This is a genomic window from Ectopseudomonas toyotomiensis, from assembly GCF_900115695.1.
Taxonomy (GTDB): Bacteria; Pseudomonadota; Gammaproteobacteria; order Pseudomonadales; family Pseudomonadaceae; genus Aquipseudomonas; species Aquipseudomonas toyotomiensis.
The window spans coordinates 128,850-153,229 of the sequence record NZ_FOXK01000008.1 but is presented as its reverse complement, the minus strand read 5'-3'; the positions used below and the strand labels follow the sequence as shown (position 1 = coordinate 153,229).

At 63.5% G+C, this 24,380-nt stretch carries 29 protein-coding genes; 14 read left to right on the top strand and 15 right to left on the bottom strand.

Going from position 1 to position 24,380, the window contains the following annotated elements; genetic code table 11:
- Positions 1-6: 6 nt before the first annotated feature.
- The 3 genes from folM to BM186_RS17490 all read right to left on the bottom strand — a co-directional run bounded on the left by folM (position 7) and on the right by BM186_RS17490 (position 2,151).
- Positions 7-717 (bottom strand): dihydromonapterin reductase, encoded by a 711-nt coding sequence (gene folM / locus BM186_RS17500; protein ID WP_074916976.1) that lies wholly within the window; start codon positions 715-717, stop codon positions 7-9.
- A gap of 316 nt (positions 718-1,033) precedes the next feature.
- Positions 1,034-1,600 (bottom strand): antibiotic biosynthesis monooxygenase, encoded by a 567-nt coding sequence (locus BM186_RS17495; RefSeq protein ID WP_074916974.1) that lies wholly within the window; start codon positions 1,598-1,600, stop codon positions 1,034-1,036.
- 113 nt (positions 1,601-1,713) lie between these two features.
- Complete coding sequence (locus BM186_RS17490; RefSeq protein WP_074916972.1) at positions 1,714-2,151, bottom strand: thiol-disulfide oxidoreductase DCC family protein; 438 nt, start codon at positions 2,149-2,151, stop codon at positions 1,714-1,716.
- A gap of 88 nt (positions 2,152-2,239) precedes the next feature.
- On the opposite strand from BM186_RS17490, the gene BM186_RS17485 reads away from it, so the two are divergent.
- Positions 2,240-3,193 carry a MerR family transcriptional regulator gene (locus BM186_RS17485; protein ID WP_021490254.1) on the top strand — a complete coding sequence of 318 codons (954 nt, stop codon included), beginning with the start codon at positions 2,240-2,242 and terminating at the stop codon, positions 3,191-3,193.
- Between the two features lie 21 nt (positions 3,194-3,214).
- On the opposite strand, the gene BM186_RS17480 is transcribed toward BM186_RS17485, so the two are convergent.
- Complete coding sequence (locus tag BM186_RS17480; protein ID WP_074916970.1) at positions 3,215-3,823, bottom strand: hypothetical protein; 609 nt, start codon at positions 3,821-3,823, stop codon at positions 3,215-3,217.
- A 65-nt stretch (positions 3,824-3,888) separates the two neighbouring features.
- Positions 3,889-4,335 carry a PAS sensor domain-containing protein gene (locus BM186_RS17475; RefSeq protein WP_003462439.1) on the bottom strand — a complete coding sequence of 149 codons (447 nt, stop codon included), beginning with the start codon at positions 4,333-4,335 and terminating at the stop codon, positions 3,889-3,891.
- A gap of 102 nt (positions 4,336-4,437) precedes the next feature.
- Between BM186_RS17475 and BM186_RS17470 the strand changes: the two genes are divergently transcribed.
- The 9 genes from BM186_RS17470 to BM186_RS17430 all read left to right on the top strand — a co-directional run bounded on the left by BM186_RS17470 (position 4,438) and on the right by BM186_RS17430 (position 10,287).
- The gene (locus tag BM186_RS17470; protein ID WP_074916967.1) at positions 4,438-4,887 is read left to right on the top strand and encodes a flavodoxin; all 450 of its coding nucleotides are present in this window, start codon (positions 4,438-4,440) and stop codon (positions 4,885-4,887) included.
- A gap of 1 nt (position 4,888) precedes the next feature.
- Positions 4,889-5,356 (top strand): cupin domain-containing protein, encoded by a 468-nt coding sequence (locus BM186_RS17465; protein ID WP_074916965.1) that lies wholly within the window; start codon positions 4,889-4,891, stop codon positions 5,354-5,356.
- A gap of 159 nt (positions 5,357-5,515) precedes the next feature.
- Positions 5,516-6,292, top strand: coding sequence for a class II aldolase/adducin family protein (locus tag BM186_RS17460; protein ID WP_122983571.1), 777 nt, complete (start codon positions 5,516-5,518; stop codon positions 6,290-6,292).
- Positions 6,289-7,182: an alpha/beta fold hydrolase gene (locus BM186_RS17455; protein ID WP_074916963.1), complete on the top strand. Its 894-nt coding sequence runs from the start codon at positions 6,289-6,291 to the stop codon at positions 7,180-7,182. The genes BM186_RS17460 and BM186_RS17455 overlap by 4 nt, the downstream gene beginning before the upstream one ends.
- Positions 7,175-7,705 carry a DUF1569 domain-containing protein gene (locus BM186_RS17450; RefSeq protein WP_074916961.1) on the top strand — a complete coding sequence of 177 codons (531 nt, stop codon included), beginning with the start codon at positions 7,175-7,177 and terminating at the stop codon, positions 7,703-7,705. Before BM186_RS17455 ends, BM186_RS17450 begins: the two co-directional genes overlap by 8 nt.
- A 106-nt stretch (positions 7,706-7,811) precedes the next feature.
- Positions 7,812-8,102: a hypothetical protein gene (locus BM186_RS17445; protein ID WP_074916959.1), complete on the top strand. Its 291-nt coding sequence runs from the start codon at positions 7,812-7,814 to the stop codon at positions 8,100-8,102.
- Positions 8,103-8,213: 111 nt separating this feature from the next.
- Complete coding sequence (locus tag BM186_RS17440) at positions 8,214-9,125, top strand: SDR family oxidoreductase (protein WP_074916957.1); 912 nt, start codon at positions 8,214-8,216, stop codon at positions 9,123-9,125.
- A 194-nt stretch (positions 9,126-9,319) separates the two neighbouring features.
- Positions 9,320-9,901, top strand: a complete 582-nt coding sequence (locus BM186_RS17435; RefSeq protein WP_021490248.1) for a DJ-1/PfpI family protein — start codon at positions 9,320-9,322, stop codon at positions 9,899-9,901.
- 83 nt (positions 9,902-9,984) lie between these two features.
- Positions 9,985-10,287: a ribbon-helix-helix domain-containing protein gene (locus BM186_RS17430; protein ID WP_017675012.1), complete on the top strand. Its 303-nt coding sequence runs from the start codon at positions 9,985-9,987 to the stop codon at positions 10,285-10,287.
- 236 nt (positions 10,288-10,523) lie between these two features.
- Here the strand turns inward: BM186_RS17430 and BM186_RS17425 are convergent, their stop codons facing one another.
- The 8 genes from BM186_RS17425 to BM186_RS17390 form a co-directional block, all read right to left on the bottom strand.
- Entirely contained in the window at positions 10,524-12,011 is a 1,488-nt protein-coding gene (locus BM186_RS17425) for an ATP-binding protein (protein WP_074916956.1), read from the bottom strand.
- Complete coding sequence (locus tag BM186_RS17420; protein ID WP_021490245.1) at positions 12,008-12,664, bottom strand: response regulator transcription factor; 657 nt, start codon at positions 12,662-12,664, stop codon at positions 12,008-12,010. The genes BM186_RS17425 and BM186_RS17420 overlap by 4 nt, the downstream gene beginning before the upstream one ends.
- Positions 12,665-12,682: 18 nt before the next feature.
- On the bottom strand, positions 12,683-13,333 hold the full coding sequence (locus BM186_RS17415; RefSeq protein WP_074916954.1) for a tetratricopeptide repeat protein: 651 nt from the start codon (positions 13,331-13,333) through the stop codon (positions 12,683-12,685).
- A 10-nt stretch (positions 13,334-13,343) separates the two neighbouring features.
- Entirely contained in the window at positions 13,344-14,135 is a 792-nt protein-coding gene (locus BM186_RS17410) for an SDR family oxidoreductase (protein ID WP_074916952.1), read from the bottom strand.
- A 4-nt stretch (positions 14,136-14,139) separates the two neighbouring features.
- The gene (locus tag BM186_RS17405; RefSeq protein ID WP_074916950.1) at positions 14,140-14,799 is read right to left on the bottom strand and encodes an iron-containing redox enzyme family protein; all 660 of its coding nucleotides are present in this window, start codon (positions 14,797-14,799) and stop codon (positions 14,140-14,142) included.
- Positions 14,796-16,244, bottom strand: a complete 1,449-nt coding sequence (locus BM186_RS17400; RefSeq protein ID WP_074916948.1) for an AMP-binding protein — start codon at positions 16,242-16,244, stop codon at positions 14,796-14,798. Before BM186_RS17400 ends, BM186_RS17405 begins: the two co-directional genes overlap by 4 nt.
- Complete coding sequence (locus BM186_RS17395; RefSeq protein ID WP_074916946.1) at positions 16,228-16,917, bottom strand: thermostable hemolysin; 690 nt, start codon at positions 16,915-16,917, stop codon at positions 16,228-16,230. Before BM186_RS17395 ends, BM186_RS17400 begins: the two co-directional genes overlap by 17 nt.
- Positions 16,918-17,040: 123 nt before the next feature.
- Complete coding sequence (locus BM186_RS17390; RefSeq protein ID WP_072425796.1) at positions 17,041-17,439, bottom strand: nuclear transport factor 2 family protein; 399 nt, start codon at positions 17,437-17,439, stop codon at positions 17,041-17,043.
- 111 nt (positions 17,440-17,550) lie between these two features.
- Here BM186_RS17390 and BM186_RS17385 point away from each other — a divergent pair, with 111 nt between their 5' ends.
- The 3 genes from BM186_RS17385 to zapE are packed head-to-tail and all read left to right on the top strand — an operon-like array spanning position 17,551 to position 20,152.
- On the top strand, positions 17,551-18,141 hold the full coding sequence (locus BM186_RS17385) for a GNAT family N-acetyltransferase (RefSeq protein ID WP_074916945.1): 591 nt from the start codon (positions 17,551-17,553) through the stop codon (positions 18,139-18,141).
- Entirely contained in the window at positions 18,138-19,022 is an 885-nt protein-coding gene (locus tag BM186_RS17380) for a carbon-nitrogen hydrolase family protein (protein ID WP_074916943.1), read from the top strand. The genes BM186_RS17385 and BM186_RS17380 overlap by 4 nt, the downstream gene beginning before the upstream one ends.
- A complete protein-coding gene (gene zapE / locus BM186_RS17375; RefSeq protein ID WP_074916940.1) occupies positions 19,019-20,152 on the top strand; it encodes a cell division protein ZapE in 1,134 nt (377 codons plus the stop codon). Before BM186_RS17380 ends, zapE begins: the two co-directional genes overlap by 4 nt.
- Here the strand turns inward: zapE and BM186_RS17370 are convergent.
- Positions 20,149-20,823 carry a DUF1028 domain-containing protein gene (locus BM186_RS17370; protein ID WP_074916938.1) on the bottom strand — a complete coding sequence of 225 codons (675 nt, stop codon included), beginning with the start codon at positions 20,821-20,823 and terminating at the stop codon, positions 20,149-20,151. The two genes, zapE and BM186_RS17370, sit on opposite strands and share 4 nt — an antisense overlap.
- A 140-nt stretch (positions 20,824-20,963) precedes the next feature.
- Between BM186_RS17370 and dsdA the strand changes: the two genes are divergently transcribed.
- Entirely contained in the window at positions 20,964-22,319 is a 1,356-nt protein-coding gene (dsdA, locus tag BM186_RS17365) for a D-serine ammonia-lyase (protein ID WP_074916936.1), read from the top strand.
- Between the two features lie 73 nt (positions 22,320-22,392).
- Here dsdA and BM186_RS17360 read toward each other — a convergent pair whose 3' ends face one another.
- On the bottom strand, positions 22,393-23,916 hold the full coding sequence (locus BM186_RS17360) for a fumarate hydratase (protein ID WP_074916934.1): 1,524 nt from the start codon (positions 23,914-23,916) through the stop codon (positions 22,393-22,395).
- Between the last annotated feature and the right edge of the window lie 464 nt (positions 23,917-24,380).

Below are 24,380 nucleotides of genomic sequence, written 5' to 3'. Positions count from 1 at the left end.
GTCGCTTCACTTGAGGTGGCGGCCGCCGTTGAGGGTAAGGGTCGTTCCGGTTACGTAGGAGTTGTCCAGCAGATAGCGCAAGGTCTGGTAGAAGGCCTGCGGGCCGGGTTCTATGCCCAGCGCCGATTTGGCCAAGGTCTTGATGCGGTAGGCGTCGTCATCACCATCGTTGAACATCAGCAGTGCTGGCGCGATGGTGTTGACCTTGATGCGTGGGGCAAAACGCGCGGCGAACGACAGCGTCAGGCTTTCCAGGCCTGCCTTGCTGGCGCAGTAGGCGGGGCGATTGGCGCTGCCCTTGCGGACCACGTCGTCACTCACGTGCACGATGTCGGCGTGTTCCGACTGCAGCAACAACTCGCTGCAATGCAGGTTGATCAGGTAGGGCGCAAGCATGTGCACGTTGAACAGCTGGCGAAAGACATCGGCTTCTTCGCCGGGTGTTTCGGCCAGCCACTGCGAGGCGTTGTGCACGATCGCGCGCAGGCCGTTGCACTGCAACTTGACCTGTTCGATGAACGCCATGATGCCGCTCTCATCACTGAAATCCGCCTGCAGAGCGATGGCGCCGCGCTCACGCAACCGCGAAATATCGTCGCGGTTCTGGCGGTAACTGATGATCACCGGCTGGCCTTCGTCGAGCAGGCGTTCGGCGCAGTAGAGGCCGACCCTCTGGCCGGCGCCGGTGATCAGGATGGGGAAGCTGGCAGCGCTCATGTGCGACTCGTGAGAAAGGGATGAAGGCCTGGCTCGTACCGCCTCGGGATACCTGACCAGTGGCAGGCGCTACTCACCAGGCCGTGGATAAAGCTATACCAGAGTCGCAGGTTGTACAACCATGTGCGGCATGTGGTTTTGCTATCAGCCTGAGTGGATTTGTCTATTTTGCTGAGTTTTAAGGATTTTTACTGAGGTGGTTGAGAAGGGTATTTTGTACTTTACCTGTACGAGTTAGTGTTTTTGTACAGATATTGGCTGCTTTACAACGAAATCGGCCAGCACGAGGCTGGCCGATTGGTGGAAGTGGATGCTTTCAGGGCTTGCCGATGCTGGCAGCTTGCCTGCTCAGGCGCTGCGGGTAGTTACCTTGTAGCCAGGGTTCCAGCAGGCGAGTGGAAAGCGGGATGAACCAGTAGGTCATCAGTGGCGTCAAGGCCAGCGTCGACAGCAGCACGCGGGTGACCAGCGAAAGGTCGGCGAGCCAGGGGCCGAACAGCAAGTTGAAGGCTAGGGACACCGGAAAGAACGCCAGCCAGATCGCCACGCTCTGCTTCCAGCGCGGAGGCTGTCGATGGGCACTGCCGAACCAGGCGTCAAGGCCGACTGCACGCTTCTCCTGCGGTTGGGCAAAAAGGCCCGCACCCCGCTGCAGCCAGGCCTGGCGCGAGGCCGAGTGCTCCCAGGAAGCCATGGTCTGTTCGTCGCTGAAACGGAAAACGATCTGGAACTCATCATCGCCGGCAGGCGGTGCCAGTACGCCGGAGCCGAGGTAGCCAGGGAAGTCGGTGGCCAGATGTTCGCCTTCACGCAGCCAGGCGATGAAATCGTGATAACGGCCATTGGCGACGCGGCGCGCCACCATCAGGGTAACGGGGGACATTGTGTATCTCCTCGGGTGTTGCCGTCAGCCGGGGTATGGCGTTGGGCGTGGTCGAGCACGGGGTGATGTGCTCGACAAACAATGCAGCAAGGATTATTCCCGTTTTGCGAAAATTAGCCAGCGTCAGCTGATGGCGGGCGTTGAGTCGAGCAGATGTGGCCCTTTCGGCAGCGCGCCGCACCGTCAGGGTGCGGTAGCCGCGCCAGATGAGGGCGCAGGCGGCAGAACAGTCGGTAGCCACATTCCAGCAGTGGGCGCAGCGGTCGCCAGCGCAAGGGCGCCACCCAGGTTCCCAGGCCCGCGGCTTCCCAGCTCCAGAGGCTGGCATCAAGGCCCAGCAACCAGGTACCGTCGGCCCAGCGAGCGTGCAGGCGATTCTGCATCGCAGTCAGAGACAGCCCCAATGGCAGTGGATCGAAGTCCGCGGCAGAAATATCCACGAGCAGCAGCCGCTGGGGCGATGCGTGCTGGCTGAGTAGACGGATTTCACGGGCGCAGAGCGGACAGTCGCCGTCGAAATAGAGGGTCAACGGCCAGGCGGGATTGTGCATGTGGCTGCCTTGTATAATTCTTGCACAATGTAAGCCTGGCCAAGCTGGGTTACAATCCCTCTACATTCGTTGCCATGATGCCGAAGCCATGCCCGAACTCGCCTCTGTCACATCGCTTGCGTCCAGCGCTTTGAAGCAGGAAGAGCTGTTCCCCATCCGCGAGGTTTCTCGCCTTACCGGCGTCAATCCGGTCACCCTGCGTGCCTGGGAGCGGCGTTACGGCCTGATTCAACCGACACGTACCGACAGCGGCCATCGTCTCTACTCGCAGGCCGATATCGATGCGGTGCGCAGCATCCTCGCCTGGATCGAACGTGGCGTCGCAGTCAGCAAGGTCGGCTCGATCCTGGCCAAGAGCGCCAGCAGTCGCAGCGTCGCCACGCCGGCCTATAACGAAGTCAGCAGTGACGACTGGAGCCAGTGGCAGGGCCAGGTGCGTAGCGCGCTGCAGAACTTCGATGAGCCTCGTCTGGAGCGCTTGTATGGGCAGATCTTCTCCTGCTATCCGCTGCCAGTGGTGTTCCAGGATATTTTCATGCCGGTGTGGCAGGAACTGCTGCTGCGTCAGGACGAAGTCGGCCTGCGTGGCGAGTGGCTGATGCTCGACGGCTTCCTGCGTGGGCGCTGCTGGCAGCGTCTGCAATTGGGGCGTGATGATTCGCGTGAACGCGTGCTGCTGGTGGCGCTACCTGGCCACTGCCGGGAACTGGAGTTGCTGGTTGCAGCGTTGCTGCTGGGCAATCAGGACGTCGACGTGTCGGTGATGGGGCCAGGCGTACCCATGACCGATCTGGCCCTGGTCTGTGAGCGCATGCAACCCCAGGCACTGGTGGTCTTCAGCAACCAGCCGCCAGGCGAGGAGTTCCCGCGGCAACTGGCGCGTCTGGCGCTGGGTCTGGAGTGTCCGCTGCTGCTGGCCGGTGACAGTGCCGATCTGGCGGAGGAAAGTCTGGCCGGTTCACCCATCGCCTGCCTGGGTAACGAAGGACGCCTGATGCAGCGTCGCATGCAGCAGTTTCTGGCTGGCCATCTCGATACCTGAGGTGGTCCAGGCTACTGAGCTTCAGCTGATTGCTGTGCTCTGCGACTGTTGTTCGCTGTGCTGTTCGAACAGGTACTGACGCAGGGTCTGCTCATCTTCCGTATGTAGCGTCTGCAGGCTGTAAGCGTAACGCTTCTGGCTAACGCGCCTCGCTAGCCGCGCGCGCAGTTGAACGCGGCGCTCCTGGGGCAAAAGCAGTTGCAGCAACTGATCCTTGGCCGGCGTGCCTGTTCTGCTGTATTCCACCAGAATTCCATTGTTCGACAGCTCCAGCGCCTTCAGGCCACTGGGCTGGTCGCTGCCGTCCAGCAGCGTCAATGCCGTGGGCAGAACAAGACGCCATGGGCGTTCGCTTACTCCTTGTTCGAAGATCAGCGGGGCGCCCAGCTCCAGGCGTGACTGACTGTGGTCGTCCTGGATCAGGTGCAGGGGGAAGCTCAGATGCTGATTGTCGGTATGCGTGTCCAGGCTTAGCTGTTCTTCGTTGCCCAGGCGAGCCAGCAGCTCACTGAGCCGTTCGCCCAGAGCCAGTGGCGGCGCTGCGTTAGGGCGCCGCTTTGGCGGAGGTTTGAAGAGGATCTTCTGGATGAAATCCAGTTCGTCCTGAGTCAGCAGCGGATCGCTTTGCATGGGATGATACTGCACGGGGTCAAACCCATTTGACTGCGCTGGCGAAGGATAGTTTTATCCGTTCGTCAGCTTTTCAGGCGCGCCAGCTCGGCCTTCAGCTCGGCGACCTCTGCCTCCAGCTCACGCACCCGCTGCTTGGCTTCAACCTGTTCGGTAACATCCTTCTGGATACCGATGTAGTAGGTCAACTGGTCGCTTTCGTTCAGCACCGGAGTGATCGATAGCTCGTTCCAGAACGCGCTGCCATCCTTGCGGTAGTTACGAATGATCTGTCGGCAGGGCTTGTTCGCCTTGACCGCTTCGCGAATGGCCTGCAGACCAAGCTGTGCACGGTCAGTGCCCTGCAGGAAACGGCAATCCTGATAGAGGATGTCATCGCAGGGGTAGCCGGTCAGGCGCTCGAATGCCGCGTTGGCGTAGATCAGAATATTGTCTTCGCCCTCCTGCTCGGCCACCACGATCCCATCGTTGGAGGCGTCGACTACCAGTTGCAGCAGTTTGGCATTGATCATGAGTCCGGTTCCGCGATGGATATGGGCTGCATTCTAAAACATCGGGTCGGGCTGTCCACTTGCGGCATAATGCGCGGCGTTTTTCCTGTTTCCGGAGTTGTCATGAAAGTCGCCATTCTCTCGGGCTCGGTCTACGGTACGGCCGAGGAAGTCGCTCGCCACGCCGAGCGCCAGCTCAAGGCCGCCGGGCTGGACGCCTGGCACAAAGCAAACGTGAGCCTTGAGGAGCTGCTGGCCTTCGCGCCGGACGCCTTCCTTACCGTCACCTCCACCACTGGCATGGGGGAGCTGCCGGACAACCTGCTGCCGCTGTACAGCGAAATCAGAGACCGCTTGCCGGCCTGGAGCGGCAAACCGGCTGCAGTGTTGGCGCTGGGCGACTCCAGCTATGACACCTTCTGTGGCGGCGGTGAACTGATGCGTGAGCTGTATGCCGAGCTCGGCCTGCGCGAAGTGGTGGAAATGCTGCGCCTGGACTCCAGTGAAACCGTCACGCCTGAAACCGATGCAGACCCCTGGCTGCAAGCCTTCGTGGCGGCGCTGAAGGCCTGACATGCACCCGCGCGCTCGCCAGTTGATCGACAGCCTCGGGCTTGCCGCGCATCCCGAGGGCGGTTACTACCGTCGTCTGTTCGTTTCGGCGCAGCGCAATGCTCAGGGCCGGGCGGCTTCCAGCGCCATTCTGTTCCTGCTGCCGGGTGGTGCGGTCAGCCGCTGGCATCGGGTCGACGCCGACGAGCTGTGGCACTTCCACGAGGGCGACCCTCTGCAGTTATTGGTAGCCGATACCCCCCACGCGGTGCGCTGCGAGTTGCTCGGGCCGGCCAGTGAGGGGCAGATGCCGCAGCACGCGGTAGCGGCCAATGCCTGGCAGGCGGCGCGCTCGACGGGCGCCTATACGCTGGTCGGTTGCACTGTGGCGCCAGAGTTCCAGTTCGAGGGCTTTCGCCTGCTGGCCGATGATGCCGAGGCTCAGGCGCAGTGGCCGCTGCTGGCGCGCGATTACCCCGAGCTGGTTTGAGCGGCGATAAAAGCGGCGAATACCTGCCTATCGCACCGCGGCGCGCCAGCGCCGTGACCCGCAAAGCCATCAAGATGGCTGCCAGGGCAACTACCGCCAGCGACGCGCCTGGCTAGACTGCGGACACCACCGACCAACAAGAATATCGAGGTGACCGCCGTGAATGCTCCGCTGAAACTCCCTGCCGTGAAGAATCTGGTTTCCGAGGCCGAATGGCGTGCACGCGTCGACCTCGCCGCCTGCTACCGGCTGATCGCCCTCTATGGCTGGGATGATCTGATCTTCACCCATATCTCTGCCAAGGTGCCGGGTACGGAAGATTTCCTGATCAACCCCTATGGCCTGATGTTCCACGAAATCACGGCGTCGAGCCTGGTCAAGGTCGACCTGGCTGGCAACAAGCTGATGGACAGCCCGTTCGATATCAATCCGGCCGGTTACACCATTCACAGCGCCGTGCACGAGGTGCGCCACGATGTCGGCTGCGTGCTGCACATTCACACCCCGGCGGGCATCGCCGTGTCGGCGCAGAAGCAGGGCTTGCTGCCCCTGTCGCAGCAATCGCTGTTCGTCCTCGCCAGCCTGGCCTACCACGGCTATGAAGGCGTGGCGCTGAATCACGACGAGAAAGCGCGGCTGCAGGCGGACCTGGGTGACAAGAACTTCATGATCCTGCCCAACCATGGGCTGCTCACGGCTTTCGGCGGCATCGCCGACGCCTTCCTCGGCATGTTCATCCTGCAGCGTGCCTGCGAGATCCAGGTCATGGCGCAGAGCGGCGGTGCTGAGCTGATCCACATTCCGCAGCAGATTCTCGACGGCGCGCGGGCAATGATCGCTGGCGTGATGAAAACGCCGCAGGGCATGGGCGGCGCGCTGCCTTGGCCAGCGCTGCTGCGCAAGCTGGACCAGCAGATGCCAGGTTACGACCAGTGAGCGAGCTGCCAGGTATCGCCCTGGACGAATGGCGCGCGCAAAGCCAGGCGTTGGACTTTCGTGGTCACACGATTCGTTACTGGACCGCTGGAGACACGCAAGCCCAGCCGCTGCTGCTGATTCACGGCTTTCCCAGCGCCAGTTGGGACTGGCATCGTCTGTGGGCGCCGCTGGCCGAGCGTTACCGGCTGATCGCCTGCGACATGCTGGGTTTCGGTTACTCGGCCAAGCCGCGTGGGCATGCCTATAGCCTGCTGGAACAGGCCGATCTGCAGCAGGCACTGCTGGCCCATCTCGGCGAACGGCGCCCGGTGCATGTGCTGGCTCACGACTATGGTGACAGCGTTGCCCAGGAGCTGATCGCGCGGCGTCAGGAGGGGCAACTGCAGTTGGCGAGCTGCGTGTTCCTCAACGGCGGTCTGTTCCCCGAAACCCATCATCCGGTGCGCGTGCAGAAGTTGCTGCTCGGGCCGCTTGGCCCGCTGATCGGGCGGTTGTTCTCACGACGCAAGCTGGCACAGAGTTTCGCCCGCATCTTCGGCCCGCACACCCAGGCCAGCGAAGCCGAACTGGATGCCCTTTGGCATCTGGTGGCGTACAACAACGGCCCGGCGGTGATGCATCGTCTGATTCGCTACATGCCCGAGCGGCGCCAGCAACGGCAGCGCTGGGTCACGGCGATGCAGGCCACGACGCTGCCGATGCGGGTGATCGATGGCGCCTTCGATCCCATCTCCGGTGCGCATATGGTGGCCCGTTACCGGGAGTTGATCGCAGACGCCGACATCGTTCTGCTCGACGGCATTGGCCACTATCCACAGTTGGAGGCGCCGGCTGCGGTGCTCGATCATTACCTGCAGTTTCGCGATGCAAGGGGTCCGCATGCGTAGACGTACCCTGCTCAAAGGCGCTGCGCTCGGCGGAGCCGCCGCACTGGGCGCCGGCTACTGGGCCTTGCCTGCCGGGCCACGGCCGGCGGTTGTCAGTCTGGAGGGCGCACGCCAGGTGCTGGCGGATCTGCAAGGCAAGATGCTGCAGAGCATTCGCGGCTGGAGCCCGAGCGAAGTGTTCAATCACTGCGCTCAGAGCATCGATTATTCCATCGACGGTTATCCCGAGCTGAAACCGGCCTGGTTTCGCCATAGCCTCGGGCCAGCCGCGTTCGCCGTGTTCAGCGCCCGCGGAGCCATGCGTCATCCGCTGGATGAGGCAATTCCCGGTGCCGCTGCGCTGAGCGAACCAGCCGATCAGACCTTGGCCTTGCAGCGACTGCAGGTGGCGTTTGAGCGTTTTGCCGATTACCAGGGTGCGCTACAGCCGCACTTCGCCTATGGCGCGCTGGACCATGGCGAATACGCCGAGGCGCACGTGTTGCACCTGTACAACCACCTCAGCCTGATTCGTATTGCCTGAGCGCACGCGAGGATGAGCGGGTCAGCGTTGCGATAATTTTTGTCGAACCTCCGGCGCCGTGAGCGACTCAGTAACTGTGTCACTCACAGGAAAGTCGAGGTTACTCATGAATAACATGAACAAGAAATTATCTGCATTGCTGCTGAGCGGGATTCTGGGCGCGATGGCGCTGCCTGCCTTTGCTGAAACCGAGTCTGATGGCACCAGCTCCCCTGGTCCTACCATGCCCTCTGCTCCAGGGGATGCGCCGATGAATCCGGCTGATGACGGCGACGGCATCCCACCGGTGCAGGGCCCCAACACCGATGGCAATCCCGGTGGTGACCGGGGTGGTTCGGGTGATGGCAGCGGTACCGGCGGCAGTGGTTCCGGCTCGAGTTCCGGCACCGGTAACTGAGCCGTATAAGGTCGCATTATCGGCCGTCATTCAGCAGCCCCGCGCGCCTTGTGAAGCGCGCGGGGCTGCCTGACACTCGGTGCATTCACAACCTGCCCGAGGGAGCTGTCGATGAGCGATGCCATCCGTTTCGAAGATCAAGTGGTCATAGTCACCGGTGCCGGCGGTGGCCTGGGCCGCGCCCATGCACTGCTGTTTGCCCGTCAAGGTGCCAAGGTGGTGGTCAACGATCTTGGCGGTAGCACCCATGGTGAAGGGGCCAACGCTTCGGCGGCCGACAAGGTGGTGGAAGAGATTCGCGCCTTCGGCGGTACTGCGGTGGCCAACCATGACTCGGTCACCGATGGCGACAAGATCGTGCAGACGGCGCTGGATCATTTCGGCCGTATCGATGTGCTGGTCAACAACGCCGGCATTCTGCGCGACAAGAGCTTCCACAAGATGGAAGATGCCGACTGGGACCTGGTCTACAGGGTTCATGTCGAAGGCGCCTACAAGACCACTCACGCGGCCTGGCCTCACTTGCGCGAGCAGAACTTCGGCCGTGTCATCTTCACCTCGTCGACCTCCGGCATCTACGGCAACTTCGGCCAGAGCAACTACGGCATGGCCAAGCTCGGCCTGTACGGGCTGACGCGTACACTGGCCATCGAAGGGCGCAAGAACAACATCTTAGTCAACGCCATCGCACCGACCGGTGCCACGCGCATGACCGAAGGGCTGATTCCGCCGCAGGTGTTCGAGCAACTAAAGCCCGAGCTGGTCAGCCCGTTGGTGGTTTATCTCGGTAGCGCTGCTTGCCAGGACACCGGTGGCCTGTTCGAAGTCGGCGGTGGTTGGGTTGGCAAGGTGCGTTGGGAGCGCAGCCTGGGTGCCGGTTTCGACCCCAAGGCCGGCTTCAGCCCCGAGGATGTTGCGGCGCAGTGGCAACGCATCTGCGATTTTGAAGGCGCTGCGCACCCGGCTGACAACGTCGAGGCGCTCAAGGAAATGATGGCGCATCTACAGAAGTACACGCTCTAAAGCAGATGCGAACACTGAAAGGCCGGCAGCGATGCCGGCCTTTTTCGTTACCCATCCGCAGCGCTTGATCAGCGAGGTGCTGGATACGTTCGGTATTTGATCGGGCGCAGTGGGGAGTAGTACTCGGCTGTTACCTGTCGGAGGAAATAGGGGCGAATAATGGCGTTCGTTCCACCTACCTTCAGGAGACGATCATGGCTGCCAAGAAGATTCTCATGCTGGTCGGCGATTACGCCGAGGACTACGAAACCATGGTGCCGTTCCAGGCGCTGCAGATGGTCGGTCACACCGTGCATGCGGTCTGCCCGGACAAGGTAACCGGCCAGACGGTACGCACCGCCATTCACGACTTCGAGGGCGACCAGACCTACAGCGAAAAGCCGGGGCACAACTTTGCGCTCAACTTCGATTTCGCCAAGGTCCGTGCCGAAGATTACGACGCTCTGGTCATTCCCGGTGGCCGTGCTCCTGAATACTTGCGCCTGAATGCCGATGTCATCGCCCTGGTGAAGGCCTTCACCAAAGCCGACAAGCCCATCGCTGCCGTCTGCCATGGTGCCCAGCTGCTGGCGGCAGCCGGGGTGCTGGAGGGACGTGAGTGCAGCGCCTATCCTGCTTGTGCGCCGGAAGTGACATTGGCCGGCGGCAAGTACGTGGAAATCCCGGTGGACCAGGCGCACGTGCAGGGCAAGCTGGTCACCGCGCCGGCCTGGCCTGCGCATCCGGCTTGGCTGGCGGCGTTTCTCAAGGTACTTGGTACTGAAATCCGCTTGTAGCTAACGTAGCCCGGATGTAATCCGCTGGCGCATCATCTACCCGGATTGCATCCGGGCTACGACGCTCGTGAGGAGATAAGCCGATGTGCGAACTCTATGTGAAGGCCGATCCGATTCTCTATGAGTCGCGCTCACGCTCATTGCGAATCCGCGGGGTGGTTACCACGCTGCGTCTGGAAAATCAGTTCTGGGACATCCTGCGTGAAATCGCTGAAGTCGATGGCATGACCACCAACCAGCTGATCGCCAAGTTGCATGACGAGGTCATGGACTTTCGCGGCGAAGTGGTCAATTTCGCCTCGTTCCTGCGTGTCAGTTGCACCCGTTACCTGGCACAGAAGGCCGGGCGTCAGGTGCCACTGAGGGTGGTTGGGGCCAGCGGCTGAGTCACTGGTACATCCAGAAGTTCGGGTGCTCCTGCACGGTCGCGGTGGTCGGCTGCTGGCTTGGTTGGGATTGCTGGAAGAAACGTTTAATCAGGCTCATGCGAAGTTACTCCTGTAGTGGCTGTTGAACAGGTGTGCATGATTGGATAAACGCTTCGATTGATAAAACGGATTGTCTCTATCTTGATGATTGGGTATGGCTATATTTGATCGTTGAGGCTCGCCATCGCGATCACTCAAGCAAGGCTGCCGGGACGCCGGGGTAAGCGCACGGTGACACGCAGGCCGCCGAGCGGCGACTCATCAAGGGCGATACTACCCTGATGCAATTCAACGACGCGGCGCACGATGGACAATCCCAGCCCGGCGCCCTGGCCTTCACCAACGCGGAAGAAGCGCTCGAACAAGCGCTCGCGCAACTCTGCTGGCACACCTGGGCCACTGTCGAGGACCTGTAGCAGCAGGTCCTGAGTGGTGGCCTGCAGCTGTACCTGAATGCAGCCGCCCGCCGGGGTGTACTGTACGGCGTTGCTCACCAGGTTCTGCAGCAGGATACCCAGGCTGGGGGCATCCGCCGGCAGGTGGTAGTCGCCTGGTTCCTGAGCGTCGAGAATCAGCTCCTGGCCGCGATTGAGCGCCAGTGGTGTCAGTTCGGCCAGCTCGCCACGCAGGAAGGCCAGCAGGTCAAGGTGGTCCATGTTCAGGCGGACACCGTTGGGATCGAGGCGGGCCAGCGTCAGCAGTTGCGCGACTACGCGGGTGGCACGGTCGACACCGCTGCCCAATTGCCTCAGCGCCTCTTCACGGTCGCCAGCATCCGGTGCTTCCAGTGCGTTCTGCGCATGAATGCGTAGCACCGCCAGCGGCGTGCGCAGCTCGTGGGCGGCATCGGCAATAAAGCGCTTTTCCTGTTCCAGCAACTGGTTGACCTGCATCAGCAGGCGGTTGAGCGCGGCCGCCATCGGCTCCAGTTCGTTGGGCAAGGTCGGAAAGACCAGCGGTGCCAGGTTGTCCGGGGCGCGGCCGCGAATGGCATCGGCCATGCGCTTGAGCGGATACAAACCCCACCCAACGGTGAGCCACAGCAGCAGGCCGACGATGGGCAGACCGATCAGTAGCGGTTGCAAGCTGCGTCGGGCGATCTTGCCGATCAGCTCGCCGCGCACGTCATCGCGCTCGCCCGCCAGCACCCAGTGGTAGTCGCGGCTGTCATGCAGCACGAACACGCGCCAGCGATGCTCGCCGATGTTCAGCGTGTGATAACCGATCAGATAGCGGGCCAGTTGCGCCAGGCGCTCGCGCATGGGCTGGTCATCATTGGGTAGAGCCAGGCCGAGCTGCGCGATCATGTCGTTGAGCAAGCCGGGAGGGGCACTGGCGGACTGGAACAGCAGCTCACCATCGTCGTCGAGCATCTGGAAGGCCAGCTTGCCTTCGTATTCGTGGCCAAGCAGGTTGTCCGGATTGCGCGCGTTGTGCAGCAGCAGCGCCTCGTCGAGCACGGCCTGCATCTCGTTGCGTTCACTTTCACTCAGGTCATGTCGCACCAGACCCATGAGCAGGCGCGCGGTCTGCGACAGCTGGGCGTCGAACAACTCGCGCACTTCATGCACCGAGTCGTTGTAGATCTTGTAGCTGATCAGCCCGAAGCTGGCTGCGACCAGCAGCAGTAGCAGGGCGAGCAGGCGGGTACGGATGGAGCCGAAGGTTTTCAGCAGCCTCATTTGTCCACCAGATAACCGACGCCGCGCACCGTGCGGATCAGTTCCGGGAAGAATTTTTTGCGCAGGTGATGCACGTGCACCTCCAGGGCGTTGCTTTCCACTTCCTCATCCCAGCCGTAGAGCGCCTGTTGCAGTTTGTCGCGGGTCAGCACACGACCGGGCTGGATCAGCAACTCGTGCAGCAGGAGAAACTCCTTGCGCGGCAGGTTGATGACCTGGCCCTGGTATTCGACCACCTGGCTCGCCGGGTCGAGGCTGATGCCGCGGTATTCCAGCGCCGGTTGCGGGCGCTGGAAACTGCGCCGCAGCAGAGCACGCAGGCGTGCCTTGAGCTCGGCGACATCGAAGGGTTTGACCAGGTAATCGTCGGCGCCAGCATCGAGCCCTGCGATGCGGTCGCTGGTGGCGTCACGCGCTGTGAGCACCAGCACCGGCACCGGGTTGGCAGCGGCGCGCAGGTGCTTGAGCACCTGCAGGCCGTCCATGCGCGGCAGGCCGAGGTCGAGAATGGCCAGCTCGAAACTCTCGTGGCTCAGCGCATGCAGCGCGCTGGCGCCGTCCTGCAGCCAGTCCACGGTGTAGCCTTCGGGTTTCAGCGCGGTGCGAATGCCTTCGCCCAGGGCCTGATCGTCTTCGACGAGAAGAATGCGCATGGTCACTCCTGCAGGGGGTTACTGGAGTTTACCTGTCACCTGCTGCAAAAGCGCTGTGGCTTCTGCGCGGCGACCCTGGTCGGCCAGTTCGCGGCCAGGGCGATCCTCGGCAGCCAGGGCCTTTTCCAGCGCGGCGCGAGACTCCTCGTAGCGCTTCTGCCGTTGCAGGAAGTCGCCGTAGAAGTAGTTCGGATCGATACCGTCCGGGTTTATCGCCAGCGCCTGCTTGAGCATTTTCTCGGCCTCTTTGTCATCGCCGAAACCAATTGGCCAGCCCGGCACCTGATAGTAGAGGCTGCCGAGGCTGGTATAGGCCGAGCCGGCCAGGGCTTGCGGGTCGATGGCCAAGGCCTGCTCCAGGCTAGCCTTGGCCTCTTTGACCAGGCCCAGGGCACCGAGACCACCCTTGGCGCCGGCCTGGGTGCTGAGGATGATGCCGCGCCAGATCAGCAGCTCCGGTGCCTTGGGCTCGCTGGCCAGCGCAGCATCGGCTTGGCTGACGAGCTTGGCGCAGGCATCTTCGCGCTGCTTCTCCGGCGTCTGGTAGTTGATCTCAGCCCAGCGCGTCTGCAACTGCTGCAACTGCGCTTCGCCTCCTTCACTGAGGGCGAAGGCGGGCAGGGTGACGAAACCGAGCGTGGCAATGATCAGGGTACGCAGTGCGTTCACGGGATTGTCCTCAGTGTTTATGACGGGCGAAGCGTTGGATGATCGGCAGCTGCTTGCGCAGTGCCTGGTCGACCACGCGTGGCAGCAGGCCGTTTAGGCGCACGAACAGGCGTTCCGGCCATCCCAGATAGCGCTCTTCCTGCTCGTGGCGGATGGCTTGCAGCAATTCGGCCGCGACTTTTTCCGGATCGTCCATCGCCACGCCCAGCTCGTCGTTCATCGCCACCACGCTGGGGGCGTTCATCGGCGTACGGGTGGCGCGCGGCGCGAAGTAGAGGGCTCGCACGTTAGTGTCGGCCAGCTCGCGGCGCAGCGCCTCGGAGAAACCGCGCAGGGCGAACTTGCTGGCGCAGTAAACGGCGAAACCGGGGTAGCCGATGGCGCCGAAGGTGGAGCCGACGTTGATCACCAACGCACGCCGTTGCGCCCGCATCAGTGGTAGCAGGCGTTGGGTGAGCTGAAGTGTTGCGGTGACGTTGAGGCCGATCAGCTCGGCGATCTGCTGCTCGTCCTGCTGGTCGAGCAGGCTGAAACGATTGACCCCAGCGGCGTTGATCAGGCAATTGAGCCCGCCGAAGTTCTGCGCGGCGGCCAGCAGTGCATCACGCCCGGCGCGGCTGGCGATATCGGCCTGCACCAGTTGCACGTTCTGCGGGAAGCGTTGCAACAGCGGTTGTAGGGGTTCCAGGCGCCGCCCGACCAGCAGCAGATGGGCACCTTCGCTGGCCAGACGATGCGCCAGGGCCAGGCCGATGCCGCCACTGGCGCCGGTGAGCAGGGCACGGCAATCCGTCGGTTGCATGACCTTACTCCTCGCCAGCCAGAGGCAGGCTGCGGAACATGTCGCCATACAGGCGATAGACGACCTTGGCGGTGTGCACCACGGCTGCCTTGTCATCGTCGGTGTCCAGTTGGTTCATCAGCTTCTTGAAGAATTCGATGTGCTCCAGATCCAGGCTGCCGTGGGAGTTGAGGTAGCTGAAGGCCTTGTTCGACAACTGCAGCGTGTCCTGGATGATGCTGGCGGCTTGTGTGGCCAGGGCGATGCTGGTGCCTTCGAGCACATTGACCATGCCGAAGAAACTCACCGGGTTGTGTCGGGCGATGCGGTCGTAGACATAGGCCACCATCAGCTCGGTGGGCAGGAGCGGGGTGCCATTGCGCACCGCTTCCTTGTCGGCACCACAGACGGCGATGTCATTGAGCACCCACTCCTGGTGGCCGGTTTCTTCCTCGATGTACTCGGCGATGGCCTCGCGTAGCCATTCCAGACGCTCCGGCAGGCGTGCGCCACAGGCCATCAGCAGCGGTACGGTGTGCTTGACGTGGTGGTAGGCCTCGGTGAGGAAGGCGATGTAGCTGTGCAGGGCGACCTGGCCGGTCATGGCCTGCTGGATGATCGGTGCGCCGAGCAGGTAGTCGCGCTCGGCTTGGGTCTGGGCCAGCAGGGATTCGTAGAAGCTCATGCGTGTACTCCTTCTGCCATCAACTCATCGATGGCGGCTTGGTAATGGGAAAACAGGGCAGCGCGGCGCAGGCGACCATTGGCCGTGGCCAGGTCGTTGCTCGCATTGAAAGGGGCATCGGCGCGCAGCCAGTGGTGCACGCGGGCGTAGTCCGGCAGGCCGTGGTTGACGGCGTCCACGACTTTCTGCAACTGCGCGTCGGGGGTATTGGCGAAGCGCGGCACCAGCACCGCGACGTTGGCCGGCAGCGCCTCGCCGTGCAGCCAGGCCTGGGCGATGGGCAGCTGTTGCACCAGCTCGGACTCGACCCATTCCGGGTTGACGTTGCGCCCGAAGGCGGTGATGAACTGATGTTTCTTGCGCCCGTGCAGGACCAGGAAACCGTCCTCGAAATGGCCCAGGTCGCCAGTGTTCAGCCATTCGCCCTGTGGCGCCGCTTCACCCAGGTAACCGAGCATGCGGGCGCCCTTGACCAGCACTTCGCCGTCGTCCGCCAACTGTACCTGCGCATGGCCGAGCGGCTTGCCGGTGCTGCCGATACGGCGTTGCTCGGGCGTGTTCAGGCACACCACCGAGGCGCATTCGGACAGGCCATAGCCCTCGAAGATCGGCAGATAGAGCGCGTCGGCACGCTCCAGCAACTGTGCGGAGACCCGCCCGCCACCGACGGCGATGAAGCGCAGCGAACTCGGCAGCGGCAGGCCGCGCTCGGCGGCGCTGACCAGCGCCAGCAGCAGTTGTGGCAGCAGGATCAGGCTGTGGGGTTGGGCGGCGTGCAGGGCCTGGAGAAAGCGCGCCAGGTCGAAGCCGCTGGCACCGGTCAGGCCGATCTGCGCCATCGGCATCAGTTCCACGCGTGCGCCGGCCAGCAGCGGTGCGTAGACGCCGGCGATGTTCTCCAGCAGGGTCGCCAGCGGCAGGATGCACAGATGGCGTTCGACGTTGCGGCTGGCACTGGCCGCGACCAAACTGCGGGCCACTGCCAGTTGCGTGTCCAGGTCCAGGCACACGCCCTTGGGTTGGCCGGTGGTGCCGGAGGTAAAGGTGATCTTGCAGGTGCCCGGATGCAGCTCGGCAGGCTGCACGACCGTGCGGCGATAAATGTTGTTCTCCACGCTGGCGAAGCCAGGAGCACCGGCGCCGATCAGGCTGTCGATGCCGGCACTGTCGAGCACATGGCGCTGCTGCTCGGCGGAGAAGAACGCCGGTACCGGCACGCAGACCAGGCCGGCGTGCAGCGTCGCCAGGTCCCACAGCACCCAGTCGATGCCGTTGTCCAGAGCCAGCGCCACACGGTGGGCGCCTAGGGCGCGCAGGTGCCTGCCGCGCACGGCGATCGCGCCGAGCAGTTCGGCATAGGTCAGGGTTCGTTCGCCTTCGGCCAGGGCGATGTGCGGGCCGAACTCGGCCAGGCGGGCGAAGAAGGATTCAGCTGCAGACCACATCGGGCATCTCCTCCAGGGCATACAGCGGTTGATGGCCGAGACGCGGATAGGCGCCCAGCTGCAGCAGGCGCTGGTGGCCGCCATGAATGTCGCCGGCCATGAGCAGTGGGCGGCTGTCGTAGTAACTGCCCCAGTCGGCCAGCTCATCGCCCATGCGCGCCGGATCGGCTTCGCCGAGGGCGATGGGGGTCAGCCCCAGGCGTTGGAAGCTGTTGAGCAGGGGCGGCGTACCGGTGAAGGTGACCCAGCGAAAACCCAGGGCCACCAGCAGATCGGTCAGGGCGACGATCAGCAGGCGCGCGGCACCGGGGCTGACGGCAGCCAGGTTGCCGACTTCCACCAACTCGCCACGGCCCGGCACGTAGTTGCCCAGGCGTGCACTGATGGCGCTCTGGATCGGCTCGTCCAGGTAACGCTCCAGAAACAGTGGGCCGCTGTTACCGCTGCGCACGCCCACCGCTCCGAGCAACTGGCCGGTCTGGTTTTCCAGGCCGAACAGGCAGGGCATGAAGTGACGGATGCGTGCGCCGTGCTGCAACTCGAAGCGCTGGCGGATGAACTGCTCCAGGGCAACGCGACGTGCGCTGCCAGGGCAGGCCAGGTGAAGTTCGTAAATATCGCCGCGCCCGATACGGGCAACGGGACGATCATGCTGCGCCCAGGGTAGTTCCATGCTCGGAACCTCTGTGATGAACCTGGGGGCGATTGTGTGAGGGGCTGGCTTAACGATGTATTAAGCGTTTGCAAAATGTTTCAGGCGCTTCGCGAGTGGGCGCCCATGCGCCATGCGCACCTTTCAGCCCACCTGGGCAACCCAGTCATTGAGGTTGTAGTAGTTGCTGATGCGCGCCACCTTGCCGTTCTTGATCTCGAAGAAGGCGCCGGCCGGCAGCACATAGGTCTGGCCATTGGCCGGCGGCAGGCCTTCATCGTCGGCCAGGTATTCGCCATGCACGATGAATTCGGCGGCGGCGCGGTCACCAGCGGCGTTCTGCATCACCACGATGTCGGTCAGGCGTTCGCGGTAGCAGCGGTTCATCTTGTCCATGAAGGCGGTGAAGGTGGCCTTGCCGACCTGACGCTCGCCCTGGTTGATGTCGTGCACCACGTCGTCGGCCAGCAGATCGAGAAAGGCGGGCATGTCGCCGGCATTGAAGGCGGCGTAGTAGGCCTGAACCAGTTCGGTGGCGGTCATGGCTAAGTTCCTTTCGTAGCGTGTTTAGTGGTTGGTTGGCCCGCATGATAAGTTCGCCGTTTACCGCTGGTATAGCTACTGGCGTCACCCTGTTGCTGGCGAGCGACTGCAATGGATATCCGACTGCTGCGGGGAGCGGAGATCGAACCCCATATCGACGACCTCGCGCGTTTGCGCATCGAGGTGTTCCGCGAGTTTCCCTACCTCTATGACGGCAACCTCGACTATGAGGCCGAGTACCTGGCCACCTATGTGCGCAGTGCCGATAGCCTGTGCGTGCTGGTGCTCGACGCCGGTCAGGTAGTAGGCGCTTCCACCGCGCTGCCGCTGCAGGATGAAACCGATGAATTCCAGCAGCCGTTCGTTGCCGCGGGCTGGAACCCGGCGCGGATCTTCTACTGCGCCGAGTCGGTGGTGTTGCCGGCCTGGCGCGGGCGTGGTCTGGGCGTGCGTTTCTTTGCCGAGCGCGAGGCCCATGCGCATACGCTGGGTCGCTTCGACTGGTGCGCATTCTGCGCCGTGCAGCGCCCGGCCGACCACCCGCGCCGGCCCGCCGACTACCAGCCGCTGGATGCCTTCTGGGCACGCCGCGGCTACCGTCATCACCCCGAATTGCACACCCAGTACCACTGGCGCGACCTGGACGAAGCCGGAGAATCGGCCAAGCCCATGTCGTTCTGGTTGAAGGAGCTTGCCCCATGATCAAGGTTGCCGCCTGCCAGTACCATATCGAGCTGTTCACCACCTGGGAGGCCTACGCCGAGCACCTCACCACCCTGTGCGAGGAAGCGGCTGAGCAGGGCGCTGAACTGTTGCTGCTGCCGGAGTACGCCGGCCTGGTGCTGACCGGCCAGTTACCGGAAGCCGAGCGTGGTGACCTGCACGGTTCCATCGCCGGTATCCAGCCGCTGCTGCCACGCTGGCTGGCGTTGTGCGAGAGCCTGGCGCGGCGGTTGAATCTCTACCTGCAACCCGGTTCCGTAGCGGTGCTGGATGACGACGGCATCTACCGCAACCGCGCCTGGCTGTTCGGCCCGGACGGCTGCCTGGGTACTCAGGACAAGCTGATCATGACCCGCTTCGAGCTGGAGCAGTGGCATATCGCGGCGGGTAGCGGGCTGAAGGTGTTCGATACCGCGCTGGGCAAGTTGGGCATCCTGATCTGCTACGACAACGAATTCCCCTTGCTGGCGCATACCCTGGCCGAGGCGGGCGTCGATCTGATTCTCGCCCCCAGCTGCACCGACACCGTGGCCGGTTTTCACCGTGTACGCATCGGCGCCCAGGCCCGGGCGCTGGAGAATCAGATCGCCGTGCTGCATTCGCCTACCGTGGGCCTGGCGCCCTGGTCGCCTTCGCTCGACGAAGGCTACGGCCGCGCTTCGCTTTACGTACCGTCGGACTACGGCATGCCGGCCAGCGGTATCGTCGCCGAGAGCGAAGAGCTGTGCCCCACGCGTAGCCACTGGCTGATCTGCGACCTTGATCTGGCTGAAGTGCGCCGCGTGCGCGAGCAGGGCCAGGTGTTCACCCGCCGAGACTGGCCGCGACAGTTCGATGACGGCCGGCTGGTGCTGCGTTGAACGCGCCGCAAGCCCTGCCGGACTCGCCCCAGGCCGCCTACCAACGTGCGCTTGCAGCCGGCTTCGTGGTCGATGCCGCGCAGCGCCGTGCCGTGGATGCGCTGCAGCACTGTCATGAGGCTGTGCATCGCGGTGAGCGCCCACTCGGCGTCTACCTCTGGGGGCCGGTCGGGCGCGGCAAAACCTGGCTGATGGACAGCTTCTACACCAGCCTGCGCGTACCGGCACGGCGGCAGCATTTCCATCACTTCATGCAGTGGGTGCATCGCCGCCAGTTCCAACTGACCGGCAATGCCGACCCGTTGCGCCTGCTGGCCGAGGAGCTGGGGCACGAGGTGCGTGTGCTGTGCTTCGACGAGCTATTCGTCAGCGACATCGGCGATGCCATGCTGCTCGGTCGCCTGCTCAGCCTGGTGGTGGAGCAGGGTGTGGTGCTGGTGGCGACCTCCAACCAGCCGCCGGATCAGCTCTACGCCGAGGGCTACAACCGCGAGCGCTTCCTGCCGGCCATCGCCGCGCTCGAGGCGCATATGCAGGTGGTGGCGGTGGACGGCGAGCAGGATCACCGCCTGCATCCCGGTGCCGAGGTGCAGCGTTATTGGGTACGGCAGCCGCAGGCCTTGGGAGAGCTGTTCGCCCGTATGAGCGAGGGGCAGGTCATTGGCCGTGAACCAGTGGAGTTGGCCCATCGCAGTGTGGTGACCCTCGGTCAAAGCCCAGCGGCGCTCTGGTGCCGTTTCCACGATCTGTGCGAGCAGCCATTGGCGGCGGTGGATTTCATCGAATTGTGCCAGCGCTTCCCGGCCATCCTGCTTGGCGAGGTGCCGTGCCTGGGTGGCGAGCAGCGTGAAGGGCGCATCGCCCGCGGCACCGAGGATGCTGCCGAGCGGGTCGACGCCGGGGATCGGCAGTTGCCGGCGCTGTCGCGCAACGACGATGCAGTGCGGCGCTTCATTGCCCTGGTCGACGAGTGCTACGACCGCCGTGTGCCGCTGTATATCGAGGCCGCGGTGGCGCTGGATGAGCTGTACACCCAGGGCTACCTCGGTTTTGCCTTTCGCCGCACGCTTAGCCGCTTGCGCGAGATGCAACTGGAGCGCTTCGGGCCCCCTGTTGGCCGGCAGGCCTAGACCGAATCCTCCGCTGCCAGGCCCGCCGGATTGTCGCGTGTCGGCATCGCGAGGATCTCTGGCAGCACCTCGCGAGCGAATACCTTGTGCAGGCGGCGCAGCTCGGCCACCGGGTCGAGGTGATGGTCGACGCGGATGTCCCACAGCGGATATTCCTCCTGATCGACCACATAGATCACCGCCGACGACTCGCCGTGCCGGTCGCCGCCGCAGCGGTCGCCAGCGGCCAGGGCTTCGATCAGGCGTTCGATCAGCGGGTGCTTTTCAGCGTGGCGGAAGGCTTCGGCTACTGCCTCCAGCACCTGTGGGCCGACCAGGCGATTGCCCTGTACGGAGAACTGCTCGCCGACCAGCGAACCGGCCCAGGGAATGCACTTTTCGCCGGTCCAGCAGAGGCTGTTGCCCTGGGCGTCGATCAACGCGCATTGACGCAGTTCCATGCAGGGATCGGTGCCTTTGAGGCGCTCGAGCGCCTCTTTCGCCGATAACCCTTGACGCAGTAGCGCCAGGCCATCCAGCCCCAGATAGGGGTTGACCTGCGCCTGGGTCGCCACCGCTCCTGCACCGGCGGCGGCATGGCTGAGCAGTTTGCCGACGGCGGGCATCGCAGTGGCCGCCGCGACGCCGAACTGTCCAGTACGTGGGCAGCGCGCAACGATGGAAAAGGTCATGGCAACTCCTTGGCAATTTCCGCGTTAGGCCTCGTCTGGGTGGGTATCGTTCCGCTTGACTGCTTGTCGCGGCCTTTGCCAGATGGCCACGGGCATCATCTAATGGGCGCCGTTAACTGCCTGTAATGAGGAAGCTGCCGATGATCCTTGGCCAGTCGCTCGCCCAGTGGCGCGCGCAATATCCGTTGCTCGACGAGCTGATCGCACTGCGTGAAACCAGCTGGTTCAACCCCGCCGTGGCACCTGTCAGCGAGGCGCTGGGCGATGTGGGCTTGAGCGCTGCGGACGTGGCCGATGCCAGCGCGCGTCTCGCGCGCTTCGCGCCTTATCTGGCCCGCGTGTTCCCGCAGACGGCCGTCAGTGGCGGGATCATCGAGTCGGACATTCTGCCCCTGCCGCAGATGCAGGCGCTGCTCGGTGAAGAGGCGCAGACGGAAGAGGGAATCGGCACCCTGTGGCTCAAGCGCGACAGCCACCTGCCCATCTCCGGTTCGATCAAGGCCCGTGGCGGTATCTACGAGGTGCTCAAGCACGCCGAGGACCTGGCACTGGCGGCCGGGCTGCTCAGCCTCGAGGATGATTACGCCTGCCTCGACAGTGACGCGATGCGCGACTTCTTCGGTGGCTATCAGGTGGCGGTGGGGTCCACCGGCAATCTCGGCCTGTCGATCGGCATCATCAGTGCACGTCTGGGCTTCCGGGCCACGGTGCATATGTCCGCCGATGCGCGCAAATGGAAGAAGGACAAGCTGCGCGCCCATGGCGTGACCGTGGTCGAGTACGCCAGCGATTACAGCGTTGCGGTGGAGCAGGGACGGCGTCAGGCCGAGGCCGATCCGCGCTGCCATTTCGTCGATGACGAGAATTCCAGGCACCTGTTCCTCGGCTATGCGGTGGTCGGTGAGCGTCTCAAGCAGCAACTGGCAGCAGCCAGCGTTGTGGTCGATGCCGAGCATCCGCTGTTCGTTTATCTACCCTGTGGCGTGGGCGGCGGGCCGGGAGGTGTGGCGTTTGGCCTGAAGCTGGTGTTCGGCGACGCGGTGCACTGCCTGTTCGCCGAACCCACGCATTCACCCTGCATGCTGCTCGGCGTGCATACCGGCCGGCATGAGGAGCTGGCGGTGCAGGATTTCGGCATCGACAACCGCACGGCGGCCGATGGCTTGGCGGTCGGTCGACCATCCGGATTCGTCGGCCGCGCCATGCAGCGCCTGATCGATGGTTATTACACGGTCAGCGATGAACAGATGTTCCGCTACCTGGCGTTGTTGGAGCAGACCGAGGGCCAGCGCCTGGAACCTTCGGCCTTGGCCGGCATGCCGGGTGTGCTGCGGGTGCTTGGCGAGCAGCAGGGCTATCGCCAGCGCATGGGCCTCACTCCTCAGCGCATGGCTCAGGCGACCCATCTGGTATGGGCGACCGGCGGCAGCATGGTGCCGCAGGCGGAGATGGACAGCTACCTGGCGCGAGGCCGGCAACTGTTGCAGGACGCCTGACGGCTGCGGATTCATGCCCTAAAACGCAAAAGCCCGGCACATGGCCGGGCTTTTTGCTTTGCAGCGTTGACGCTTACTTCACTTCTACCGCCAGGCTTTCGGCGATCTTCTTGTTCCAGATCGCAGGGCCGGTGATGTGTACTGACTCACCCTTGGTGTCGACGGCGACGGTCACCGGCATGTCTTTGACTTCGAACTCATAGATGGCTTCCATACCGAGTTCTTCGAAGGCCAGGACCTTGGACTTCTTGATCGCCTGAGCCACCAGGTAGGCGGCGCCGCCGACGGCCATCAGGTACACGGCCTTGTTGTCGCGGATCGCCTCGATGGCGATCGGGCCGCGCTCGGACTTGCCGATCATGCCCAGCAGGCCGGTCTGCTCGAGGATCTGACGGGTGAACTTGTCCATGCGGGTAGCGGTGGTCGGGCCGGCTGGGCCGACCACTTCTTCACGCACCGGATCGACCGGGCCTACGTAATAAATGAAGCGCCCCTTGAGGTCCACCGGCAGTTGCTCGCCCTTGTTGAGCATGTCGACCATGCGCTTGTGCGCAGCGTCGCGGCCGGTGAGCATCTTGCCGTTGAGCAGGACGGTCTCGCCCGGCTTCCAGCTCTGCACGTCTTCCGGGGTCAGGGTGTCGAGGTTGACGCGACGCGCACTCGGGCCGGCTTCCCAGACGATTTCCGGGTAGGCGTCCAGATCCGGGGCTTCCAGCGATGCCGGGCCGGAGCCGTCGAGCACGAAGTGGGCGTGACGGGTGGCGGCGCAGTTGGGGATCATGCACACCGGCAGGCTCGCGGCGTGGGTCGGATAATCCATGATCTTCACGTCGAGCACGGTGGTCAGGCCGCCCAGGCCCTGGGCACCGATGCCCAGCTGGTTGACCTTCTCGAACAGCTCCAGGCGCAGCTCTTCGATGCGGTTCTGCGGGCCGCGAGCCTGCAGCTCGTGGATGTCGATGTGCTCCATGAGCACTTCCTTGGCCATCACTGCCGCTTTTTCGGCAGTACCGCCGATACCGATGCCGAGCATGCCCGGCGGGCACCAGCCGGCGCCCATGGTCGGTACGGTCTTCAGTACCCAGTCGACGATCGAGTCGGACGGGTTGAGCATGGCCATCTTCGACTTGTTCTCGGAGCCGCCGCCCTTGGCCGCGACGTCCACTTCCACCTTGTCACCGGGAACGATGGAGTAGTGGATCACCGCCGGGGTGTTGTCCTTGGTGTTCTTGCGGGCACCGGCCGGGTCGGCCAGGATTGAGGCGCGCAGGACGTTTTCCGGCAGGTTGTAGGCGCGACGCACGCCCTCGTTGATCATGTCATCGACGCTCATGGTGGCGCCGTCCCAGCGCACGTCCATGCCGACCTTGATGAACACGGTGACGATGCCGGTGTCCTGGCAGATCGGGCGGTGGCCGGTGGCACACATGCGCGAGTTGATCAGAATCTGCGCCATGGAGTCCTTGGCGGCCGGTGACTCTTCCTTCAGGTAGGCCTCGTGCATCGCCTGGATGAAGTCGACGGGGTGGTAATAGGAGATGAACTGCAGTGCGTCGGCGACGCTCTGAATCAGGTCGTCCTGCTTGATCACGGTCATTGGGGCGCTCCTCTATCAGGGAACATCAACAAGGAAGCGCCGGACAACGACCCGGCGCAACGGCGGAAGGGCCGCTCTGGAAATCACCTTGGCGATATCTTCAGAGCCGCCCAAAAAGGCGCGGCAGTATACCGCACCCGCTCGCGTCGGGCACAGCAGCCGAAGGTCGGTGGCAAGTGCAGTGGGCGGTTATCGGGCGCCGGCAAAGCGACCTCGGCTTTGGCTTGCTGCGTCGCTGTACCTCCTGCATCCATGCAGTCGTGCATTGCCATCGCTACGTTAAAACAGGCGTAACGCCAGCCTGGTCGAATGCTCATTTACCGCTAGTAACCTCGGGCGCGATTGTGATCGTTTTCGCCTGTTCTTTCCCGCCCTGACTGGCTCGTCTGATTTTTAGCGGTTTCCTACTGCGGCCTAGGTTTTTTGTGATCACAGGGGTAGAGTACGGCCAGATGCCAGTATGG

What these genes read in the sequence shown, in the direction of transcription:
- BM186_RS17485 (WP_021490254.1), top strand. Translation starts at nt 2,240, where the DNA reads ATGCCCGAACTCGCCTCTGTCACATCGCTTGCGTCCAGCGCTTTGAAG.
- folM (WP_074916976.1), bottom strand. Translation starts at nt 717, where the DNA reads ATGAGCGCTGCCAGCTTCCCCATCCTGATCACCGGCGCCGGCCAGAGG.
- BM186_RS17360 (WP_074916934.1), bottom strand. Translation starts at nt 23,916, where the DNA reads ATGACCGTGATCAAGCAGGACGACCTGATTCAGAGCGTCGCCGACGCA.
- BM186_RS17470 (WP_074916967.1), top strand. Translation starts at nt 4,438, where the DNA reads ATGAAAGTCGCCATTCTCTCGGGCTCGGTCTACGGTACGGCCGAGGAA.
- BM186_RS17475 (WP_003462439.1), bottom strand. Translation starts at nt 4,335, where the DNA reads ATGATCAATGCCAAACTGCTGCAACTGGTAGTCGACGCCTCCAACGAT.
- BM186_RS17395 (WP_074916946.1), bottom strand. Translation starts at nt 16,917, where the DNA reads ATGGAACTACCCTGGGCGCAGCATGATCGTCCCGTTGCCCGTATCGGG.
- BM186_RS17445 (WP_074916959.1), top strand. Translation starts at nt 7,812, where the DNA reads ATGAATAACATGAACAAGAAATTATCTGCATTGCTGCTGAGCGGGATT.
- BM186_RS17450 (WP_074916961.1), top strand. Translation starts at nt 7,175, where the DNA reads ATGCGTAGACGTACCCTGCTCAAAGGCGCTGCGCTCGGCGGAGCCGCC.
- BM186_RS17410 (WP_074916952.1), bottom strand. Translation starts at nt 14,135, where the DNA reads ATGCAACCGACGGATTGCCGTGCCCTGCTCACCGGCGCCAGTGGCGGC.
- BM186_RS17400 (WP_074916948.1), bottom strand. Translation starts at nt 16,244, where the DNA reads ATGTGGTCTGCAGCTGAATCCTTCTTCGCCCGCCTGGCCGAGTTCGGC.
- BM186_RS17480 (WP_074916970.1), bottom strand. Translation starts at nt 3,823, where the DNA reads ATGCAAAGCGATCCGCTGCTGACTCAGGACGAACTGGATTTCATCCAG.
- BM186_RS17465 (WP_074916965.1), top strand. Translation starts at nt 4,889, where the DNA reads ATGCACCCGCGCGCTCGCCAGTTGATCGACAGCCTCGGGCTTGCCGCG.
- BM186_RS17440 (WP_074916957.1), top strand. Translation starts at nt 8,214, where the DNA reads ATGAGCGATGCCATCCGTTTCGAAGATCAAGTGGTCATAGTCACCGGT.
- BM186_RS17420 (WP_021490245.1), bottom strand. Translation starts at nt 12,664, where the DNA reads ATGCGCATTCTTCTCGTCGAAGACGATCAGGCCCTGGGCGAAGGCATT.
- BM186_RS17385 (WP_074916945.1), top strand. Translation starts at nt 17,551, where the DNA reads ATGGATATCCGACTGCTGCGGGGAGCGGAGATCGAACCCCATATCGAC.
- BM186_RS17380 (WP_074916943.1), top strand. Translation starts at nt 18,138, where the DNA reads ATGATCAAGGTTGCCGCCTGCCAGTACCATATCGAGCTGTTCACCACC.
- BM186_RS17370 (WP_074916938.1), bottom strand. Translation starts at nt 20,823, where the DNA reads ATGACCTTTTCCATCGTTGCGCGCTGCCCACGTACTGGACAGTTCGGC.
- BM186_RS17430 (WP_017675012.1), top strand. Translation starts at nt 9,985, where the DNA reads ATGTGCGAACTCTATGTGAAGGCCGATCCGATTCTCTATGAGTCGCGC.
- BM186_RS17490 (WP_074916972.1), bottom strand. Translation starts at nt 2,151, where the DNA reads ATGCACAATCCCGCCTGGCCGTTGACCCTCTATTTCGACGGCGACTGT.
- BM186_RS17390 (WP_072425796.1), bottom strand. Translation starts at nt 17,439, where the DNA reads ATGACCGCCACCGAACTGGTTCAGGCCTACTACGCCGCCTTCAATGCC.
- BM186_RS17405 (WP_074916950.1), bottom strand. Translation starts at nt 14,799, where the DNA reads ATGAGCTTCTACGAATCCCTGCTGGCCCAGACCCAAGCCGAGCGCGAC.
- BM186_RS17425 (WP_074916956.1), bottom strand. Translation starts at nt 12,011, where the DNA reads ATGAGGCTGCTGAAAACCTTCGGCTCCATCCGTACCCGCCTGCTCGCC.
- BM186_RS17495 (WP_074916974.1), bottom strand. Translation starts at nt 1,600, where the DNA reads ATGTCCCCCGTTACCCTGATGGTGGCGCGCCGCGTCGCCAATGGCCGT.
- dsdA (WP_074916936.1), top strand. Translation starts at nt 20,964, where the DNA reads ATGATCCTTGGCCAGTCGCTCGCCCAGTGGCGCGCGCAATATCCGTTG.
- BM186_RS17435 (WP_021490248.1), top strand. Translation starts at nt 9,320, where the DNA reads ATGGCTGCCAAGAAGATTCTCATGCTGGTCGGCGATTACGCCGAGGAC.